Source organism: Pseudomonas sp. AC112, from assembly GCF_979253545.1.
The window spans coordinates 566106-585408 of the sequence record NZ_CEEDCM010000001.1 but is presented as its reverse complement, the minus strand read 5'-3'; the positions used below and the strand labels follow the sequence as shown (position 1 = coordinate 585408).

Annotated in this window: 17 protein-coding genes; 8 read left to right on the top strand and 9 right to left on the bottom strand. The window is 62.1% G+C overall.

Features of this window, described 5'->3' with window-relative positions; genetic code table 11:
• Positions 1-65: 65 nt before the first annotated feature.
• Positions 66-428 carry a 5-carboxymethyl-2-hydroxymuconate Delta-isomerase gene (locus AC0IYN_RS02835; protein WP_406599951.1) on the top strand — a complete coding sequence of 121 codons (363 nt, stop codon included), beginning with the start codon at positions 66-68 and terminating at the stop codon, positions 426-428.
• Between the two features lie 3 nt (positions 429-431).
• On the opposite strand, the gene AC0IYN_RS02830 is transcribed toward AC0IYN_RS02835, so the two are convergent.
• The 4 genes from AC0IYN_RS02830 to AC0IYN_RS02815 all read right to left on the bottom strand — a co-directional run bounded on the left by AC0IYN_RS02830 (position 432) and on the right by AC0IYN_RS02815 (position 6504).
• Complete coding sequence (locus AC0IYN_RS02830) at positions 432-1367, bottom strand: LysR family transcriptional regulator (RefSeq protein ID WP_406599950.1); 936 nt, start codon at positions 1365-1367, stop codon at positions 432-434.
• A 137-nt stretch (positions 1368-1504) separates the two neighbouring features.
• Positions 1505-2692, bottom strand: coding sequence for a cyanate transporter (locus tag AC0IYN_RS02825; protein ID WP_457240369.1), 1188 nt, complete (start codon positions 2690-2692; stop codon positions 1505-1507).
• Between the two features lie 747 nt (positions 2693-3439).
• A complete protein-coding gene (locus AC0IYN_RS02820; RefSeq protein ID WP_457249263.1) occupies positions 3440-4882 on the bottom strand; it encodes an aldehyde dehydrogenase family protein in 1443 nt (480 codons plus the stop codon).
• A complete protein-coding gene (locus tag AC0IYN_RS02815) occupies positions 4879-6504 on the bottom strand; it encodes a 5-guanidino-2-oxopentanoate decarboxylase (protein ID WP_471840470.1) in 1626 nt (541 codons plus the stop codon). The genes AC0IYN_RS02820 and AC0IYN_RS02815 overlap by 4 nt, the downstream gene beginning before the upstream one ends.
• Before the next feature lie 111 nt (positions 6505-6615).
• On the opposite strand from AC0IYN_RS02815, the gene AC0IYN_RS02810 reads away from it, so the two are divergent.
• Positions 6616-7491, top strand: a complete 876-nt coding sequence (locus AC0IYN_RS02810) for a LysR substrate-binding domain-containing protein (protein ID WP_406599944.1) — start codon at positions 6616-6618, stop codon at positions 7489-7491.
• Positions 7492-7565: 74 nt separating this feature from the next.
• Here AC0IYN_RS02810 and AC0IYN_RS02805 read toward each other — a convergent pair whose 3' ends face one another.
• A complete protein-coding gene (locus tag AC0IYN_RS02805) occupies positions 7566-8180 on the bottom strand; it encodes an NAD(P)-dependent oxidoreductase (RefSeq protein ID WP_471840467.1) in 615 nt (204 codons plus the stop codon).
• Between the two features lie 33 nt (positions 8181-8213).
• Complete coding sequence (locus tag AC0IYN_RS02800; protein ID WP_471840465.1) at positions 8214-9080, bottom strand: MBL fold metallo-hydrolase; 867 nt, start codon at positions 9078-9080, stop codon at positions 8214-8216.
• 104 nt (positions 9081-9184) lie between these two features.
• Between AC0IYN_RS02800 and AC0IYN_RS02795 the strand changes: the two genes are divergently transcribed.
• Positions 9185-10090 carry a LysR family transcriptional regulator gene (locus tag AC0IYN_RS02795; protein ID WP_406599941.1) on the top strand — a complete coding sequence of 302 codons (906 nt, stop codon included), beginning with the start codon at positions 9185-9187 and terminating at the stop codon, positions 10088-10090.
• A gap of 101 nt (positions 10091-10191) precedes the next feature.
• Positions 10192-10368, top strand: coding sequence for a hypothetical protein (locus AC0IYN_RS02790; RefSeq protein WP_177409469.1), 177 nt, complete (start codon positions 10192-10194; stop codon positions 10366-10368).
• A 44-nt stretch (positions 10369-10412) separates the two neighbouring features.
• Here the strand turns inward: AC0IYN_RS02790 and AC0IYN_RS02785 are convergent, their stop codons facing one another.
• Positions 10413-11291 (bottom strand): helix-turn-helix domain-containing protein, encoded by an 879-nt coding sequence (locus AC0IYN_RS02785; RefSeq protein ID WP_252993675.1) that lies wholly within the window; start codon positions 11289-11291, stop codon positions 10413-10415.
• A gap of 189 nt (positions 11292-11480) precedes the next feature.
• Between AC0IYN_RS02785 and pobA the strand changes: the two genes are divergently transcribed.
• Both pobA and AC0IYN_RS02775 read left to right on the top strand, forming a co-directional pair.
• A complete protein-coding gene (gene pobA, locus AC0IYN_RS02780; RefSeq protein ID WP_471844737.1) occupies positions 11481-12665 on the top strand; it encodes a 4-hydroxybenzoate 3-monooxygenase in 1185 nt (394 codons plus the stop codon).
• Between the two features lie 66 nt (positions 12666-12731).
• Positions 12732-14249: an MDR family MFS transporter gene (locus AC0IYN_RS02775; RefSeq protein ID WP_406599947.1), complete on the top strand. Its 1518-nt coding sequence runs from the start codon at positions 12732-12734 to the stop codon at positions 14247-14249.
• Between the two features lie 918 nt (positions 14250-15167).
• Here the strand turns inward: AC0IYN_RS02775 and AC0IYN_RS02770 are convergent.
• Both AC0IYN_RS02770 and AC0IYN_RS02765 read right to left on the bottom strand, forming a co-directional pair.
• Positions 15168-16007, bottom strand: coding sequence for a cache domain-containing protein (locus AC0IYN_RS02770; RefSeq protein ID WP_457240395.1), 840 nt, complete (start codon positions 16005-16007; stop codon positions 15168-15170).
• A 50-nt stretch (positions 16008-16057) separates the two neighbouring features.
• Positions 16058-16828: a transporter substrate-binding domain-containing protein gene (locus AC0IYN_RS02765; protein ID WP_099494380.1), complete on the bottom strand. Its 771-nt coding sequence runs from the start codon at positions 16826-16828 to the stop codon at positions 16058-16060.
• A 343-nt stretch (positions 16829-17171) separates the two neighbouring features.
• Here AC0IYN_RS02765 and AC0IYN_RS02760 point away from each other — a divergent pair, with 343 nt between their 5' ends.
• Together AC0IYN_RS02760 and AC0IYN_RS02755 are read left to right on the top strand one after the other, a co-directional pair.
• Entirely contained in the window at positions 17172-18542 is a 1371-nt protein-coding gene (locus AC0IYN_RS02760; protein ID WP_471840461.1) for a glutamine synthetase family protein, read from the top strand.
• A gap of 101 nt (positions 18543-18643) precedes the next feature.
• Complete coding sequence (locus AC0IYN_RS02755; RefSeq protein ID WP_078047395.1) at positions 18644-19243, top strand: class I SAM-dependent methyltransferase; 600 nt, start codon at positions 18644-18646, stop codon at positions 19241-19243.
• Positions 19244-19303 lie beyond the last annotated feature (60 nt).

Genomic DNA, 19303 nt, shown 5'->3' with positions numbered 1-19303 from the left:
ATGCCTGGGACACGGGGCGCTGTGATATACCTACGAACCTTCCTACATCAAACATGGAAACTGCCATGCCGCACCTGCACCTGGAATACACCGCCAACCTCACAGGCCTTGCTGTCGAGAAGACCCTGTTGCGGCTCAATAACGTGCTGATGGTGTCCGGGCAGTTCGCATCCGAATCCGATATCAAAAGCCGTGCCGTCAAGGTCGAGAGCTTCCAGGTGGGAACCTCCCTCGCCCCGCGTGGCTTTATTGCGGTGAGGCTGTCACTGCTCAGTGGGCGGTCGGGGCAGGTCAAGCAGCAGCTGTCGGAAAGCCTGCTGGCGGCGTTGCAGGACCTTGGGGATTGGCCGGCGGATATACAGGTTCAGCTGAGCGTCCAGTTGGTAGACATGGACCGCGAGTCCTACAGCAAAATCGCCATTGGCTGAGGCTTACAACAGCCCCTGATCCGCACACACCTTGACCACCTGCTCACGAAACCAGGTATTGGCACTGTCCTGTTCACTGGTTTCATTCCACTGCATCTCCAGGGTGAACCCCGGCAAGCCGTTGGGTGCTTCGCAATGGCCGAACACCGTCGCCGGCGCCAGCAGCTTTTGCACGCGGCGTGGCAGGGTGACGATGAAGTCGGTGCCGGTGATCATTTTCAGCGCCGCGCTGTAGCTATTGGCGCGGGCGACCACCTGGCGCTTGTGGGCCTGACGCGCCAGCCAGCCGTCGATCATGTTGGTGTCGGAGGTCCACGGCGTGGGGAACACATGGCGCCGCTCGACGAAGGATTGCAGGCTGAAAGCCGGCTCCCGTGGGGCCGAGCGCTTGTCGAAGACGCACACCAGGTCGTCCTCCAGCAGCATCTGGGTGCGGAAGTCCTTGTGGGCGCGGTGGAAGTTGGGGCCAAAGCAGATCACCAGGTCGAGGCGACCGTCACGCAGGTCATCGGCGGGGATGTCGGTTTCCAGTTTCTGCACATTGACGATCACCGGCAGGTCGGCGCGGTCGAAGTTCTTCAACAGTCGCGGCAGGATCAACTGTTCGAAGTATTCCGGCGCGCAGATATTGAAGGTCACGGCTTTCTGGGTCGGGTCGAAGGCCTGGCCACCGGCGTGGCACAGGTTGATGCTTTCGAGGATTTTCTGCACATGGCCATACATGGTGGTGGCCTTGTAGGTCGGCCGCATGCCCGCGCGGGTATTGATAAACAGCTCGTCTTCAAAGCTGATGCGCAGCTTCTTCAGGCTGTAGCTCACGGTGGACTGGCTGACAAACAACGTTTCGGACACCTCGGTAACGCTGCTCTGGTCGTAGACTGCGATAAACACCATCAAGTCCTGCATATCGAGCTTTCTGAGCAAGTTACTGTTTAACATCGGTTTCGTCCGTAAACCTGTTGTACCGAACTCAGTACAAGACAACGCAAAAGCTTAACGGAACGAGCGTGCCATTAGAAAGCTCTGTAGGGCGTTTCTATGTTTGGTGTGAGACAAATACTTTTTGCAACACGACGTCAGCGGATATGCCTCGCGTAATGCCGAGGGTCGAAGCGCGTGACGATCAGCAGCATCACCACGATCACCGCCGTCAGTGACCACCAGGCCCATTCGAAGCTGCCCAGTTGGTCGCGGATCATCCCGGCGATCAGTGGCGACAGCCCGGCAATCAGGTAGCCGATACCTTGCACAAATGCGGTGAGGCCTCCGGCGCGGCGGGGGTTGTCCAGGTGGTCGAGGGACAGGATCAGGCTCATCGGGAACAGACCGCCGATGCCCAGGCCCAGCAGGCACGGCCACAACAGGCTCAGGTGGTGCGGGCTGAGAATCAAGCCGCAGAAACCCAGGATGATCAGCACCAGCAACACTGCCACCACACCGCGCTTATCCTGGCGACGGTTGGCAATGGCAGGGGTGATCAGGCCGGACACCACTTCCATGGCTGTCAAGAATCCCAGCAGCAACCCGGCATTCTGTTCGCTCCAGCCTTGCTCCACGTAGTACGGCGCCAGCCAGGCGAGGACGCAGGTGTAGGACGCGGTACCCAGGCCGAAGAAGATCGCCAGCAACCAGGCGCGGCCATTGCCGAAAAACGATTCTTGAGGGCCGGCGCCGGCTTGGGGCAGGGGCGGCAGCGCCGAGCGCTGCGCATACCAGAACACCAGGGCCAGCAAGGCGAGCACGGCCCAGATCGCCAGGCCGATGCGCCAACTGCCGGTCTGTGTTTGCACGAACGGCGCGAACGACGCCGCCAGTGCCGCGCCGCCCATGATCGCGGTGACGTAGAGGCCCATGAACAGCGAGACGTTGTCGCTGAACCGCGACTTGATCAGTGTTGGCATCAACGCCTGGATCATCGCAATCCCCACCCCGGCGGCGATGGCGCTGACGATCAATTCCAGCGCTGAATCGAGGAACAACCGTGACAGGGTGGCGACGCCAATCACCAGCAGCGACACCACGATGCTGCGGTGCTCGCCAAAGCGCTTGGCCAGGCCCATGCCAAAGAACATCGCCACGCCCATGGCCATCACCGGCAACAGGGTGAGCAAGGCTGCGCTGCTGAAACTCAATGCCACGTCGGCGCGGATCGATGACAGCAGTGGGCCGATCGCCGCCATTGATGGGCGTAGGTTGAGGGCGACCAGTACGACGCTGATCATCAGCCAGAGGGCGGTGGTGGGTTTGGTGTGGACGGTTTCCATGGGACGGCCTTGAGTGAACAAGGGGGCATCAGGCCATGGGTGGGGGAGTGGGGCAAATGAGAAAGTCGCAGGGGCTATCTAAAAATTGCAGGCGGGCGGTCTGATACGACGTCGATCCAATGTGAGAGCTGGCTTGCCAGCGATGGCGGCCTGACAGCCGACCACAAACTAACTGTCACCCCGCGATTCAAAAATGTGGGAGCTGGCTTGCCTGCGAAGACGGCCTGACAGCCGACCACTCTCTAACTGTTGCCCCGCGATCCAAATGTGGGAGCTGGCTTGCCTGCGAAGGCGGCCTGACAGCCGACCACTCTCTGACTGTTGCCCCGCGATCCAAATGTGGGAACTGGCTTGCCTGCGAAGGCGGCCTGACAGCCGACCGGGATGTTGGATCAGACCGAGTACATATCCGTTACTTGGGTAACGGCTGCTATGGGTTCCGCCCTTACGGCGGCTCACTTTTGAAAAGCCCAAAAGTAAGCAAAAGGCTCTTGCCCCAACACTCGGCACCTCGCCTAGGCTCGGTGTGCCCGTAATCCGACAGGTATTTGGGGGGTCGCCGCCACGCGCCATCCATGGCGCGGGGCGGCTAAACCGGCATCCCTGCCGGTTTACCCCCCAAATCCCTGTCGAATTCCGGCCAGCGTGTTTGACGGGGCGCCTGAGATCAAAAGCAGGATCAAGATCAAGATCAAAAGCAGGATCAAGATCACGAGCAACAGCGGCTCGCTTCGCAGTGTGGTTAGGTTAGTTGGAGCTGATTACGTGTTTGATCTCTTGAAACGTGGCCAGTCCCCACGGGCCTAGTTCGCGGCCGATGCTGCTTTGTTTGTAACCGCCCCACGCGGTCTGCGGGAAGATGACTTGCGGTGCGTTGATCCATACCAGGCCGGCCTGCAAGGCATTGGCGACGCGTTCGGCGGTCTCGGTATGGGTGCTGACGACGCTGGCGACCAGGCCGAAATCACTGGCATTGGCCAGGGCGATGGCGTCCTCCTCGGAGGCAAAACGGCGGACACACAGGACCGGGCCGAAGATTTCTTCGTTCCACAACGCGCTGTCGAGCGGCACATCGGTGAACACGGTGGGGCGAATGAAGAAACCCTTGGGCAAATCTGCCGGGCGTTCACCGCCGCAGAGCAAACGGGCGCCGTCTTCGATGCCGCGCTGGATATGCCCCAGCACCCGCTGATACTGCACGCGGTTGATCAGCGCGCCCATTTCTACTTCTTCGGCAAAGGGGTCGGCCACGCGAATGCTTTCAGCGCGTGCCTGCACACGCTGCAGGAATTCATCCGCCAGGCTGTCAGCCACCAATACGCGGCTGGTGGCGGAGCACATCTGGCCGGCGTTGAAAAATCCGCCGCCACAGGCCAGTTCCACCGCCAGGTCCAGGTCGGCATCCGCCAGCACCAACAATGAAGATTTACCGCCCAACTCCAGGCTCACGCCCTTGATGGTTTCGGCCGCGCGTTGCATCACCTGCACGCCGACGGCGTTACTGCCGGTGAAGGAGATCTTTGCTACGCGAGGGTCTGCCGCCAACGGCGCGCCGACGTCCAGGCCTGTGCCGCAGACCAGGTTGAATACCCCAGCCGGCACGCCGGCCTCGGCGATAATCCGCGCCAATTGCAACTCGGCCAAGGGCGTGACTTCCGACGGTTTGAGCACCACGCAGCAACCGGCTGCCAGGGCCGGGGCGAGTTTCCAGGCGGTGGTCACCATCGGGAAATTCCATGGCACGATCAGCCCCACCACGCCGCACGGTTCACGGCGCAGGCGTGCGCTGAAGTCATCACTGGGCAGCGTCACTGCACGGTCCTGGCCGTCGTCCATGTCGTCGGCTACCGTGGCGTAATACTCGAAAGTGGCGATCACATCGTCCACATCGATCGCGGCTTCAAACAGCGGCTTGCCGTTATTGCTCGACTGCAGGTGCATCAGTGGTTCACGCTGCTCGTTGACGCCCTGGGCGATCTTGCGCAGCAGGGCGGCGCGATCGCGGCCGGTGCTTTTCGACCAGTCGCCGAAGGCAGCGCTGGCGGCGCCGACCGCCCGCTTCACTGCCAGCGCATCGCCCACGCTGACCTGGGCCAGCAGCGCCTCGGTGGCCGGGTTGATCACCTCAATGACGTCATGACCGGCATGCCACGCGCCGTCGATGTAGATCCCGTTCAATACCGTGCTCATACCTCCACCCCCTTCATCCACAGCCCTTGGTCGATTTCGATCAGCGTCGGCCCCTGGCGATCAGCGGCGCTGCGCAATGCTGTGCGCAGTTGCTCGATGCCCTGGATGCTTTCGGCTGTACAGCCCAGCGCCTTGGCCACGCCGATGAAGTCCGGTGTGTAGATGTCTACGCCGACCGGCTCGATGGCGCGGTTGACCATGTATTTCTTGATCTCTTCATAGCCGTGGTTATTCCACAGCAACACGATGACGGGCGTGCGCGCTTCCACGGCGCTGGCCAGTTCCGGCAAGGTGAATTGCAGGCCGCCGTCGCCGATCAGGCACACCACCGGTTGCCCGTCGCCGCGTCCCAGCCAGGCGCCGATGGCGGCGGGCAGGGCATAGCCGAGGGTGCCGTAGCCGGTGGATGAGTTGAACCAGCGGCGCGGGTGGTCGAGGTTCAGGGTGAGGTTGCCGCTGTACACCGGTTGGGTCGAGTCGCCGACCAGCACGGCGTTGGGCAATGTCTCCAGGACGGTAGTGAGGAACAGCGTTTGCGCACGGGTGGCGGCGTCCCAGGCAGGGGTCAGCTCGGCCCACAGGCGTGCCACACGGTCAGCGCCCCAGGCACTGTTGCGTGGCGGCAATGGCTGGCTGCTCACCTCCGCGAGCAAGGCTTCGGCGGCAATGTGCGCATCGGCTACCAAGGCGACGTGCGGCGGGTAGTTGCGCACGGTCTGGTCCGGGTCGATGTCGATACGCAGCAAGGCCCCGGGAATCTCGAAGCCGCCAGCGAAGGTCACATCGTAGTCGGTTTCTGCCAGCTCAGTGCCGATGGCCAGCACCACGTCTGCTTCGGCCACCAGCGCGCGAGTGGCGACCAGGGTCTGGGTCGAGCCGATCAACAGCGGGTGGCGGGCCGGCAGCAGGCCTTTGGCGTTGATGGTCAGGGCCACGGGCGCGCCGAGCGCCTCGGCCAGTTGCGTCAGTGCGGGTGCGGCGTCGATGGCGCCGCCACCGGCCAGAATCAAGGGCCGCTTGGCGGCGGCGAGCAACTGGCTCATCTGCTTGACCGCCGACGGCGCCGCACCGGCACGGGCCACGCTGACCGGCTCACTGCCCAGCAGTGCATCGGCATTTTCCACCAGTACATCCAGCGGGATTTCGATGTGCACCGGGCGCGGCCGACCGGCCTGGAACAGCGCAAACGCCCGCGCCAGCACACCGGGCAGTTCCGCCGCCGACATCAAGGTATGGGAGAACGCCGCCACGCCGGCCATCATCGCGCCCTGGTTCGGCAGCTCATGCAACTTGCCGCGCCCGCCGCCCAATTGGCTACGTGACTGCACGCTGGAGATCACCAGCATCGGGATCGAGTCGGCATAGGCCTGGCCCATGGCGGTGGTGATATTGGTCATGCCGGGGCCGGTAATGATGAAGCACACGCCGGGCTTGCCGCTGGTGCGCGCATAACCGTCGGCCATGAAGCCGGCGCCCTGTTCGTGGCGCGGGGTGACGTGACGGATGCTGGAACGGGCCAGGCCGCGGTACAGCTCCACGGTGTGTACGCCGGGAATGCCAAACACCTGGTCCACGCCGTAGCCTTCCAGGAGGTTGACCAATACTTCGCCGCAGGTCGCCATACATGTCGCTCTTATTGTTGAGGTAAGGCGTTATTGGACCGGCTGGCCCGTAGCGGCAACAATCGATAAAAAGTCATACTAGCCATGTCCTCACGTCATGGCTCAGCCCTTATGAAACGCCTTCCGCCGCTGCCCGCGTTGCACACCTTCTGGGTCACGGCCCAGTGCTGCAACTTCACTCGCGCCGCCGAGCAACTGCATATCACCCAGGGCGCGGTGAGCCGGCAGATTGCGGGGCTGGAAAGTCATTTGGGCTACGCGCTGTTCCAACGCCAGGCGCGGGGCTTGAGCCTGACCGAAGAGGGCCGCGAATGGTCCCTGCGCGCACACCAGGTGTTTGGCCTGATCGGCGAGGCGGTCGAGCAGATCGGCAGTCGCCGCCAGACCCTGCAGCTCAAGGCCTCCACCTGTGTGATGCGCTGGCTGCTGCCACGCCTGATGCAATGGCAGAAGGAGCGCCCGGACGTCCCCGTGGAACTCACCACCACCGTGGCCTACACCGTGGACTTTCGCCGCGAGCAATTCGACGCGGCGGTGATCTACGCACCCATCGCCGAGCAGTCGGCGCAGGCGCGGCATTTGTTCGATGAACAACTCACCCCAGTGTGCGCGCCGGCATTGCTCGGTGCCTTGCACACACCGGCGGACCTGCAGCAACAGGTGCTGCTGCACCCCACGCGGGATGAGCGGGATTGGGCGCTGTGGCTGAAGGCGGCGAATACGCGACTGAGCAATTTGAGCCAGGGGCATCATTTTGAAACGCTGGACTTGGCGATGACGGTGGCGTCCCAAGGTTCCGGCGTGGCGATTGGCGACAGTGCGTTGATTGGCGAGGATTTGAAGGCCGGGCGGTTGGCGACGCCGTTTGAACTGAGGGTGCCGACGGGGATGGGGTATTACCTGGTGTATCCACCGGGTACCGAGCCTTCGGCAGGGCTGGAGGCCCTGATTAACTGGTTGGTCATGAACGCCAAATCCCCGTTGTAGGAGCCGGCTTGCTGGCGATGGCGACCTTGAAATCGCCATCGCCGGCAAGCCGGGCTCCTACACGGGAGGGGGTGTCAGTAGCCGACGGTGAAGCGTTGGCGCGAGTGCTTGGGTGTTTCGACTTCGTCGATCAGGGCGATGGCGTAGTCGGCAAAGCTGATCCAGCTGCGGCCTTCACTGCTCACCAGCAGATCATCCTGGCCCACGCGGAACCTGCCGGTGCGCTCGGTTTCGACGAATTCCGCCGAGGGCGACAGGAAGGTCCAATCCAGCTCTTTTTCCTGACGCAGCGTGTCGAGAAACGCTGCCCCTGCGCTGGCTTCGGCTTTGTACTCCGCCGGGAAACCTTCACTGTCGATCACCCGACCGCCACCCGGCAGCAGCAGTGAACCGGCACCGCCTACCACCAGCAAGTGTTTCACCCCGGCTTTTTTCACCGGCTCGATCACGGCTGGGGCGGGCAGGGTGGCGAAATGCGCCGCGCTGATCACCACGTCGCTGCCGCTCACGGCCTGTTGCAGGGCGGCGGCATCCAGTGCATCCACTTGCTTGACGGTGACGCCAGGGCGCGCCGCCAGCGTGTCGGTGTTACGTGCGATGGCCACAACGCTATGCCCACGGCGCAAGGCTTCTTCCAACAGTTGGCTACCCGCACGGCCAGTGGCCCCAATGATTGCGATCTTGCTCATGTCGTTCTCCAGTACGTTAGGGGTTAAAACCCATCACCACTTCATCTCGCCCTTGGCGACTTTGGCGCTCAGTTCCAAGCTGCTTTCGTCTTCAAGGTCCGGGTAACGCTTTTTCATCGCCGCGATCAGTGCAGTCGAGTCCTTGGCCTTGGCGGTCTCGATATCGAAGGCCTTGATGTAGTCGGCGGTAAAGGCCACTGACTGCACGGTGGGTGTGCCCAGGTAGTGGCCCGGAATCACGGTAGACGGTTTCAGGTCCTGGATGCGTTGCAAGGTGGCCAGCCAGTCGGTGTGGGACTTGGCGCTTTGCGTATCGGCCATCCAGACATGGGTGTTTTCAAAGACGACGACGCCCCCAACCACGGCCTTGATCGATGGAATCCACACAAAGGTGCGATCCGGCTGCGGGCCGTCCAGGCCGATCACTTCCAGCGTCTTGCCTTCCAGGGTCAAGGTATGGCCTTGCAGTACCTGCGGGATGACGGCTTTGCTTGGTTTGTCTGCGCCCAGCTTCGGGCTCCAGAACGCGATTTTTTGCTCAACGGTGGCCTTCATATGGTTCACCACGGGCTGCGTTGCCAGTACCTTCGCATCGGGGAAAGCCGCCGTCAGAGTGTCGAGGCCGAAATAGAAGTCAGGGTCGCCATCGCTGACATAGATGGTGGTCAAGTGCTTGCCGCTGGCGCGAATTTTGGTCACAAGCTGCTCAGCTTGGGACTTGCCGAATTGGGCATTCACCAGAATCAGGTCCTTCTCGCCGCTGACCAGCACCGAGCTGACGGGCATCATCGCCGATGTGCCGGGGTTGTAAGCGTCCAGCGTCAGGTCGGCTGCCGCAGCATGGGCGGCGAATGCCAGGGCGGCCGTGGCGATGGCCAATCGTTTGAGCGTCGAGATCATGTGCAGCTCCAGCAGGAGATAAGTGATGCACAGAGCTTAGTTGCACCAAACACAACAAAAAATGCCATGCTTTAACATAGTTTGTTTCTGAAATCGGGCAAGTTATGGATCGTCTTCAAGCAATGCGCGTGTTTGTGACGGTAGTCGACCTGGGCAGCCAGTCGGCCGCCGCGGATCAACTAGAGCTGTCGCGGCCAGTGGTCTCGCGGTATCTGGCCGAGCTTGAGGATTGGGTCGGCGCGCGCCTGATGCATCGCACCACGCGCAAGCTCAGCCTCACCGCCGCCGGTAGTGAAATGCTGCCCCGCTGCCGACAAATGCTGGAGCTGTGCAGTGACATGCAGGCGGCCGTCAGCGAACCGGACGAGGCGCCACGGGGCCAGTTGCGGCTGAGTGTCAGCAGCTCATTCGGCCAGGCGCAGTTGGCGGATGCCGTGGCCGAGTACGTCAAGCGTTTTCCGTTGGTCAGCATCGATCTGCAGATGCTCGACCGCACGGTGAACTTGGTGGATGAGCGCATCGACCTGGCGATCCGCACCAGTTTTGAACTGGATCCCAACCTGATCGCCCGCAAGCTGACGCTTTGTCGTTCGGTGATCTGCGCGTCGCCGGCGTACCTGCGCGAGCACCCGCAGCCTCGACAGGTGCGCGAACTGGCTGGACACAATTGCTTGACGCACTCTTACTTCGGCAAAAGCCTGTGGCATTTCACCGAGAACGGCGAGCCGGTGTCGGTGGCGGTGCAGGGCAATATCACCGCCAACGAGGCGACGACCCTGTTGCGGGTGACGCTGGCGGGGGCCGGGGTGGCACGGTTGCCCAGTTATCAGGCGGGGGATTACATTCGCAGCGGCGAACTGATCCGTTTGCTGCCCGAGGCTGAGCCCCAGCAAATGAATGTTTACGCGGTGTATGCCTCGCGCAAACACATGCCGTTGGCGCTGCGCAGCCTGCTTGATTTTCTGGTGGTGCGGTTCCCGGAAGAACCCGTCTGGGATATCGGTCTCTGAACCCGACATAAACGGGTTGAATGGCGTCCAATAATGGCAACTCGCGCCGGTTGACCTATGCTTTGAATAGCACCGTGTAGATCCGCTCAGAGGTCTGTGCCATGAGCATTAAAACCAGAAAGTACCTGATGATTGTCAGCCTGTGCGCCATCGCCAGCGCGCTTTACGGGACCGCCGCCTATCGCGTGGAGCAGACCCGTATGCAGCCAACCTTTGCGATCAGCTGCCATCAGGATCAATGCGTTCCCCATACCGGCAGCTTCAGCGCTTTGCGTTAAAAGCGGACAGCCGGGCATCTGAATGTGGGAGCCGGTTTCCACATTCAATTGGGTGGTGTTTCGGTTTTCAGTTGCTCGCGAAACGCCTTCGGTGAGAACCCGACCCGGCGACGGAACAGTCGAGAGAAGTTGGTCGGGTCGGAAAAACCCAACACCTCCGACATTTCATTGATGGTCATGCTGGTGTAGGTCAGCAAGCGCTTGGCCTCCAGCAGTTGGCGATCGTGCATGATCTGCAGCGCAGGCTGCCCACCCAATTCCCGACACGTCCCGTTCAGGTGAGAGACCGAGATGCCCAGTTTGTGGGCCAGGTCTTCGATCTTGGGGTGTTCGCGGTAATGCTGCTCGACCAACTGGGTAAAGCGTCGAAAGTACTCGCGCCCCCTCGGCGCCCGTGGGTGGCGACGCTGGATGGCCTGGCGGCTGATCCACACCAGCAGCACGCTGACCAGTGCATGCATCATCATGTCCCGTGCCGGCTGTTCGTCGGCGTATTCATCCTGCAGGCGCGCGAACTGGCTGTTCAGGTAGTCACTGTCCTTGCCCGCCGGGTAGTTGCCCAGCGCCTGCAAGCCGTCCACCGTGGTGCCCAGTTGGGTTTGCAAGTGGCTGACCAGCGGCGCGGCGAGCGTCACCACGTAGCCTTCGACGTCCTCGGAAAAACGAAACCCGTGCACACACAGCGGCGGCAATACCTGCAATGTCGCTTCGTTCAGGGTGGAGCGCTGGCCTTCGATTTCCAACTCTGCCTGACCTTTGTGCACATACAGCAATTGGCACAGGTCCGCGTGCCGGTGGGGCTGGATTTCCCACTGGTATTCCCGACTGCGCCGGGAAATGGTTTCACAGTGCAACAAATCGGGGGTCGGCCATTGCTGGTTTTCCCCGTAAAGCTTGAAGACCGGAATCGCGGTTTTGGTCATGGTTTCAATCCGATACCCAGGAGAGTGGTGCGGTAATCGCCCCGATTGGCAAAAAGCGCAGGCTTTGGCTCAGTTTTCACCTTCTTATACCGACCACTCAAGTGAAAAATGTCAGCTACAAGACCAATGACAATTCTTTCACCCTATCCGTTCGGGTGGAGCTTGCGGGCGATAAAAATAATGAAAACGTTGAAAACCCAAGTCGCTATTATCGGCGCCGGTCCCTCGGGACTGTTGCTCGGCCAGCTGCTGCACGACGCCGGTATCGAGACCCTTATCCTAGAGCGCCAGAGCGCCGATTACGTGCAAGGCCGTATCCGTGCCGGGGTGCTGGAACAAGGCATGGTCGACCTGCTGAGGCAGGCGGGCGTCAACCATCGTATGGATAGCGAAGGCCTGGTGCATGACGGGTTCGAGTTGGCGCTGAACGGACAGCTTACCCACATCGACCTCAAGGGGCTGACCGGTGGCCAGTCGGTGATGATCTACGGCCAGACCGAAGTCACCCGCGACCTCATGGCCGCCCGCGCCGCCGCAGGTGCCACCACCCTGTATGAAGCCAGCGACGTGCAGCCGCACGGGCTCAAAAGTGATCAGCCCTGGCTGACCTTTGAGCATCAGGGCGAAGCCTATCGCCTGGAGTGCGACTACATCGCCGGGTGCGATGGTTTCCACGGTGTCGCGCGCCAATCGATCCCAGCCGAATCGCTCAACGTCTTCGAACGAATCTATCCTTTTGGTTGGTTGGGCATCCTCGCCGACACACCGCCGGTGCACGCGGAGTTGGTGTATGCCAGACACCCGCGTGGCTTTGCCTTGTGCAGCATGCGTTCACCGACCCGCAGCCGTTATTACCTGCAGGTGCCGGTGGACGAACCGATTGATGAATGGCCCGATGCGCGCTTCTGGGACGAACTGAAAACGCGTCTGCCCAGCCACCTCGCCGAGGGCCTGGTCACCGGCCCCTCGATCGAAAAAAGCATCGCGCCGCTGCGCAGTTTCGTGGTGGAGCCGATGCAGTATGGGCGCCTGTTCCTGCTGGGGGATGCGGCGCACATTGTGCCGCCCACCGGCGCCAAGGGCTTGAACCTGGCGGCCAGTGATGTGAGCACGCTGTATCGAATCTTGCTCAAGGTCTACGGCGACGGGCGCGTGGACTTGCTGGAACGCTACTCGGCCATCTGCCTGCGGCGGGTGTGGAAAGCCGAGCGGTTTTCCTGGTGGATGACCTCGATGCTGCATCAGTTTCCCGAGGCAGACGGCTTCAGCCAGCGCATCGCCGAGAGTGAACTTGAGTACTTCATCCACTCCGAGGCAGGGCGCACGACCATCGCGGAAAATTACGTCGGACTTCCTTACGAAGCTATCGAATAGCCTGCTATCGTATCGAGCATTCCCGTGGGCCGCCTTTTCCCGCGGGCCCTGCTCGAAGGTTCTGCCGTGACGCACCTCAACCCGCCCGTTCCGCCGCTGCCTGCTGTGCGCAGCATCCTCGCCTCACTGATGATGGCGATCTTCCTGGGGGCCCTGGACCAGACCATTGTCGCCGTGTCCATGCCTGCGATCTCCGCCCAGTTTCATGACGTCAACCTGCTGGCCTGGGTCATCTCCGGCTACATGGTGGCGATGACCGTCGCGGTGCCGATCTACGGCAAGCTCGGCGACCTGTATGGGCGGCGGCCGATGATGCTGATCGGCATGGGCCTGTTCACCCTGGCCTCGCTGTTCTGCGGCATGGCGCAAAGCATGGAGCAACTGGTGCTGGCGCGGATCCTCCAGGGCATCGGCGCCGGCGGCATGATCTCGGTGAGCCAGGCGATCATCGGCGACATCATCCCGCCCCGCGAACGCGGGCGGTACCAGGGCTATTTCAGCAGCATGTACGCGGTGGCCAGCGTCGCCGGGCCGGTGCTCGGCGGCTACATGACCGAGTACCTGTCGTGGCGCTGGGTGTTCCTGATCAACCTGCCCTTGGGCGCCGGCGCCTGGTACGTGGCCCATCGCACCCTGGTCGGGCTGCCGGTACCGCAGCGCAAGCCGATCATCGATTACCTCGGCACCGTGCTCATGATCATCGGCCTGACCGCCTTGCTGCTGGGCATCACCGAAATCGGCCAGGGCCACCCTTGGCGTGACGACGAAGTGCTGGGGCTGTTGCTGGCTGCTCTGGTGGCGTTGACGTTATTCGTGTGGCACGAGCGCCGCGCACGCGAGCCGTTGCTGCCGATGCACCTGTTCGCCAACCGCAGTGCGGTGTTGTGCTGGTGCACGATCTTTTTCACCAGTTTCCAGGCGATTTCCCTGACGGTACTGATGCCCTTGCGTTATCAGACCGTGACCGGCTCGGGTGCTGACAGCGCGGCCCTGCACCTGCTGCCGCTGGCCATGGGCTTGCCGATGGGCGCCTATTTTGCCGGGCGCATGACCTCGGTGACCGGGCGCTATAAACCGATGATCCTCAGCGGCGCGCTGCTGAGCCCCTTCGCGATCCTCGGCATGGCCCTGAGCGCGCCCCAGGCAGTGGGGCTGACGGCGATGTTCATGCTGCTGTGCGGGATCGCCGCCGGCATGCAATTCCCCACCTCGCTGGTGGGCACACAAAACTCAGTGGACCAGCGCGACATTGGCGTCGCCACCAGCACCACCAACCTGTTCCGCTCCCTGGGTGGAGCAGTCGGGGTAGCGTGCATGTCGGCGCTGCTACTGGCGCTGCTGCAAGACTCCAGCTTCGCCCACCTGGCCAGCGGCGCACCGGTGGCGGAAGGCACCTCCGGCAACGTACTGCTCGACGGCCTCAACGCCGCCCCCGGCCCGGCACAAGACGCCCTGCGCGCAGAACTGGCGGTGACGTTCAGGCATTTGCTGATGGTGAGCGCAGCAGTGTCACTGCTGGGCCTCGCAGCGGCAATCGCAATGCCGAACCGAGTGCTGCGCGGCCGTGAGGACAAGGCTAAATAACTGCAGGAACAGCAACCGCAACCGCAACCGCAACCACGATGCGAAGCGAGCCGCTCTTGATCGTGATCTTGATCTAGCTTTTGACCTTAGGCGCCCCATCAAACACGCTGGCCGGAATTCGACAGGGATTTGGGGGGTAAACCGGCAGGGATGCCGGTTTAGCCGCCCCGCGCCATGGATGGCGCGTGGCGGCGGCCCCCCAAATACCTGTCGGATTACGGGCACACCGAGCCTAGGCGAGGTGCCGAGTGTTGGGGCAAGAACGTTTTGCTTACTTTTGCGCTGTTCAAAAGTGAGCCGCCGTAAGGGCGGAACCCATAGCAGCCGTTACCCAAATAACGGATATGTACCCGATCAGATCCAACATCCAGGTCGGCTGTCAGGCCGCCTTCGCAGGCAAGCCAGCTCCCACATTTGGAGCGCGGGGCAGCAGTTAGAGAGCGGTCGGCTGTCAGGCCGCCTTCGCAGGCAAGCCAGCTCCCACATTTGGAGCGCGGGGCAGCAGTTAGAGAGCGGTCGGCTGTCAGGCCGTCTTCGCAGGCAAGCCAGCTCCCACATTTTTGAATCGCGGGGTGACAGTTGGATTGTGGTCGGCTGTCGGGCCGCCATCGCTGGCAAGCCAGCTCCTACAGTTAGATCACGGGGTGAGAGTTGGATTGTGGTTGGCTGTCGGGCCGCCTTCGCAGGCAAGCCAGCTCCCACATTTGGATCGCAGGGCAACAGTCAGAGAGTGTTCGGCTGTCAGGCCGCCTTCGCAGGCAAGCCAGCTCCCACATTTGGATCGCGGGGTGACAGTTAGAGTGTGGTTGGCTGTCAGGCCGCCATCGCTGGCAAGCCAGCTCCTACAGTTTTGGATCGTAGGGTTACAACGAAATTGGGGGAGCAACCCCCCACAGACCATCGCATTTCAACACCCCATCAAGGGCTGTAATACCCCACCGCAACCATGAAATGCCCCGCCTTACGCACATACGCATGCTTATTCTCAACCTTATCGGTCACCGGGTTCTTCCAACGGTACTTATATTCCCCCTGATCCTGCTCCGCCATCAGCCTGAGAATCGGCTCCCCAACCGGCCTCCCATCCGGGTCCTTGATCTTGCTGAAGTCAGTGTTGACCAGCCGCAGATTAGTGCCGTGGGCCACATAGCGCTGGGTATCCAGGTCGACCACAAACACATAGAGATCATCCTGCAGGAACCCCCCCTGCAATGAGTTGATGGCCGTAAGCGTACCGGCTTCATCCTTGAGCAACGCGTTCACCGCTTTGTTGCGCAAGGCCCTGGCCTGTTCCGGCGTAGCCCGTGGCAAGTAATAACCCACCGCCAGGATGCGTTCGCCCACGCGCTGATAAAACACATGTTTATGCTCGACCTTGCCGTCGTTCCAGTTCTGCCAGCGGTAATCGGCCTGCTGGATGCCCTGGCCTTCCGGGCGCTTGAGTGCGTCCTTGAACGACTGGCGCAAATCCGGGCCCAGCACTTCGGACACATCGCGGCCGATCAAGGCGGAGGAGGGCCCGCCACTGGCCAGCAGCACGCCTCTGGTGTCAACCACAAACACATAGCGGTCGTGGTCGACGAATTCGCCCTGCCGGCTAAAAGCGGCAAAGGCCTTGTCGCCGTTGCTCTGGTAGTAAGCCAAGGCTTTTTCCAGCAGCGCCTTGGCCGCCTGCGCGTCCTCATCCTGAGTCGTCGCGGCGTGCACCTGGCTGAAACACAACAGCAGCAGCCAGCTGAGTCGGAGCAGTCCCTTCATGGCCCATCCCTCGTTATTGTTGGTGTGACCACAGCGTAGACGGCCCTGGCTCAAGGCGCCGCCAGCCATTGGTTGACGATGCCGTCATACACCCCGGTGGCGACGCTCAGGTGCAACCATTGGTCGACATAGCTCTTCCAGGCCACGTCATCACGCGGCAGCAAAAAGGCTTTTTCGCTGTACTGCATCTGCCGCTCCGGGTTGACTGCACACAGCCCGGGTTTGAGCTTTTGCTGGTAACGCGCTTCGCTGGCGTCGGTGATCATCACGTCGGCCTTGCCCGACAGCAGTTCGTCGAAGATGGTCACGTTGTCGTGCAAACGGATTTGCGCCTGGCCCAGGTGGGCGCGGGCGAACACTTCGTTGGTGCCGCCTGCCGGTTCGATCACCCGCACCTGGGGCTGGTTGATCTGCTCGACGGTCTGGTAACGCTTCACATCGTCGCACCGCACCAGTGGGATCTTGCCGTCGACGCCCAGGGACTGGCTGAAGAACGCCTTCTTCTGGCGTTCCAGGGACACCGAAATCCCGCCCACGGCAATGTCACAGCGCTGGGCCAGGAAGTCCGGCATCAGGGTTTTCCAGGTGGTGGGCACCCATTGGATGGTGGCGTTGAGGCTCTTGGCCAGGGACTCGGCCATGGCAATGTCGATGCCTTCATAGCGGCCGTCGGCGCGCAAGGCGGTGTAGGGCTTGTAGTCGCCGGTGGTGCAGACCGTGAGCGTGCCGCGCTTGAGCACCTCGTCCAGGCGCGACGGGGCGGTGTCGGCCAGGGCGCTGGTTGCCAGGCCGAGTACACACAGGGCGAAAGGAACTTTCATGCGGTCGAGTCCTTGGGGCATGGGCAGGGCGCTCATTATTTCCAGCGCTGGGCCAGGTGGCAAGGCGCGGTGAATGTTTAGCCAAGTTGCAACCAAACTCCGCCAACCCTGAATTTAACCACCTATGCAGGCATGTGACGCTGGCGTTTATCTCTAGCACTGTGATTCCCGCATGGACGGCTCCTCCGACACCCACCCCGCGACACTGCCGTCCGATCTCGCGTTCTGGGCCCTGTTCCACTGCCGACACGCACGCCCACCAGACACCTCATTCCTACGTTGATCCATCCCCAGGATGGCGCGCACCTGTGCGCCTGCCCGACACACACGTATGAGAATGCCCATGAGTGTTTTTGCCTGCCTGCACGAAGCCCAGTCTTTCCTCGAACAGCATCCGGACATCGAGATGTTCGAGCTGTTTATCCTCGACAACAACGGCGTACCGCGCGGCAAGTTGCTGCACCGCGATGAACTGCTGGCGGTGTATACAAGCGGCCGCCCCTTGCCCAGCACTATCCTGGGGCTGACCATCAACGGCGACGACGTGGAAAACTCGGGTCTGGTCTGGGAGGTGGGTGACATCGACTGCCGCGCATACCCGATCAGCGGCAGTCTGCAACGCATGCCGTGGCGGTTGATCCCCACCGCTGCGGTGCAAGTCAGCATGCACCCCACCGAAGGCTTGCCCGCTACCGTGGCCGACCCCCGGCATTTGCTCGCCAAGGTGATCGATGGCCTCAAGGCCGACGGTTATTACCCGGTGATGGCGGCAGAGTTGGAGTTCTACCTGCTGGACCAGAAGCCCGACAGCAATGGCCGTCCGCAACCGGCGCGCGATGTGGATGGCGGGCGCCCACGCTCGACCCAGGTCTACGGTCTGCGTGAGCTGGAGCAGATCGAACCCTTCCTTGCCGACCTCTACAGCGCCTGCAAACTGCAGGGCATTCCTGCGCGCACGGCGATTTCCGAATACGCGCCGGGCCAAGTGGAAATCACCCTGGAGCATCGCACCGACGCTCTGCAAGCCATGGACGAAGCCGTGCGCTACAAGCGGCTGGTCAAGGGCGTGGCGCATAAGCACGGGATGACCGCCTGCTTCATGGCCAAGCCGTTCGACGACTTGGCGGGCACCGGCATGCACATGCACGTGAGCCTGGCGGATGCCGAGGGCAATAACCTGTTCGCCAGCGAGGCCACCGACGGCACGCCGCTGCTGCGCCAGGCGGTGGGCGGCATGCTCAGCACCTTGCTCGACTCGCTGCTGATGTTCTGCCCCAACGCCAACTCCTACCGTCGGTTCCAGACCAACAGCTACGCACCCCTGGCCGCCACCTGGGGGGTGGACAACCGCACCGTCAGCTTGCGCGTGCCGGGCGGTCCGGCCAACTCCCGGCATATCGAACACCGCATCTGCGGCGCCGACGCCAATCCTTACCTGGCCGCCGCCGCGATCCTGGCCGGCATCCATCGCGGCATCCGTGAACAACGCGACCCCGGCGCTCCAGTAGAAGGCAATGGCTATGCCCAGGCCAGTGAGTTGCTGCCTACCGACTGGTTGACCACCCTGCGTGCCCTGGAAGGGTCGAGCTGGGCGCGGGACGCGTTCGGCAGTGAATTCCTGGGCGTGTACCTGGCCGTCAAGCGCGCCGAGTACCGCCAGTTCATGGGCGAAGTGGGCGAGCAGGATTGGCGCTGGTATCTGCACCAGGCGTGATCGGGGCTACGGCAGTGAAGGCTTCGACCTTTTTTTGACATTGCAGTGGTTAAGCTGCGAATCAAGGTCGTTCACTACCGTTCAACTCACCTGAGCCCGCGATGTCGCCACAACCACCTTCTTCTATCGAGATTGAATACGCCGAGCGCTGTGACCGCGAGCACGCCAGGGTGTGCGGCGACACGCGCCCGCCGGGGTTGCGGCGGCGCCTGGCGTCGTGGCGCGACGAATGGTTGGTGCGCCAGGCCCTGAAAGTGGCCGGCGAACCTGGGCTGGTACTGGACCTGGCCTGCGGCTCGGGACGTTTCTGGCCGGTGCTGGCCGAGCACGTCAACCGTGTGATCCTGGCCTCGGACAATTCCCAGGACATGCTCGACCACGCCCGCACCCACCACCCGGCGTCGTTGCTCAAGCGCGTCAAGACGTTTCAGGGTTCGGCGTTTTCCATTGGCTTGTCGGCGAATGCGGTGGACTGCATTTTCTGCCTGGAATTGTTTCGCCATGTACCCAGCAGCGAAGGGCGATTGGCCTTGTTGCGCGAGTTCCACCGGGTCAGCCGCGACACAGTGATTGTCTCCGTCAATGCGCGCACGGCCGTAGAAGACGAGTTCCGCCAGGCCGGCTTCAAGGTCTTGCACCATCAGGAGTTCATGCCTGGCTCAAGCCTGTGGCGGGTCTACGTGCTGCGTAAGAGAGGATAACTCCCGCCTGTCGGACTATTCTTCATCTCCTGTCTGAGTTTTCATGGTCGCCTGTGCACT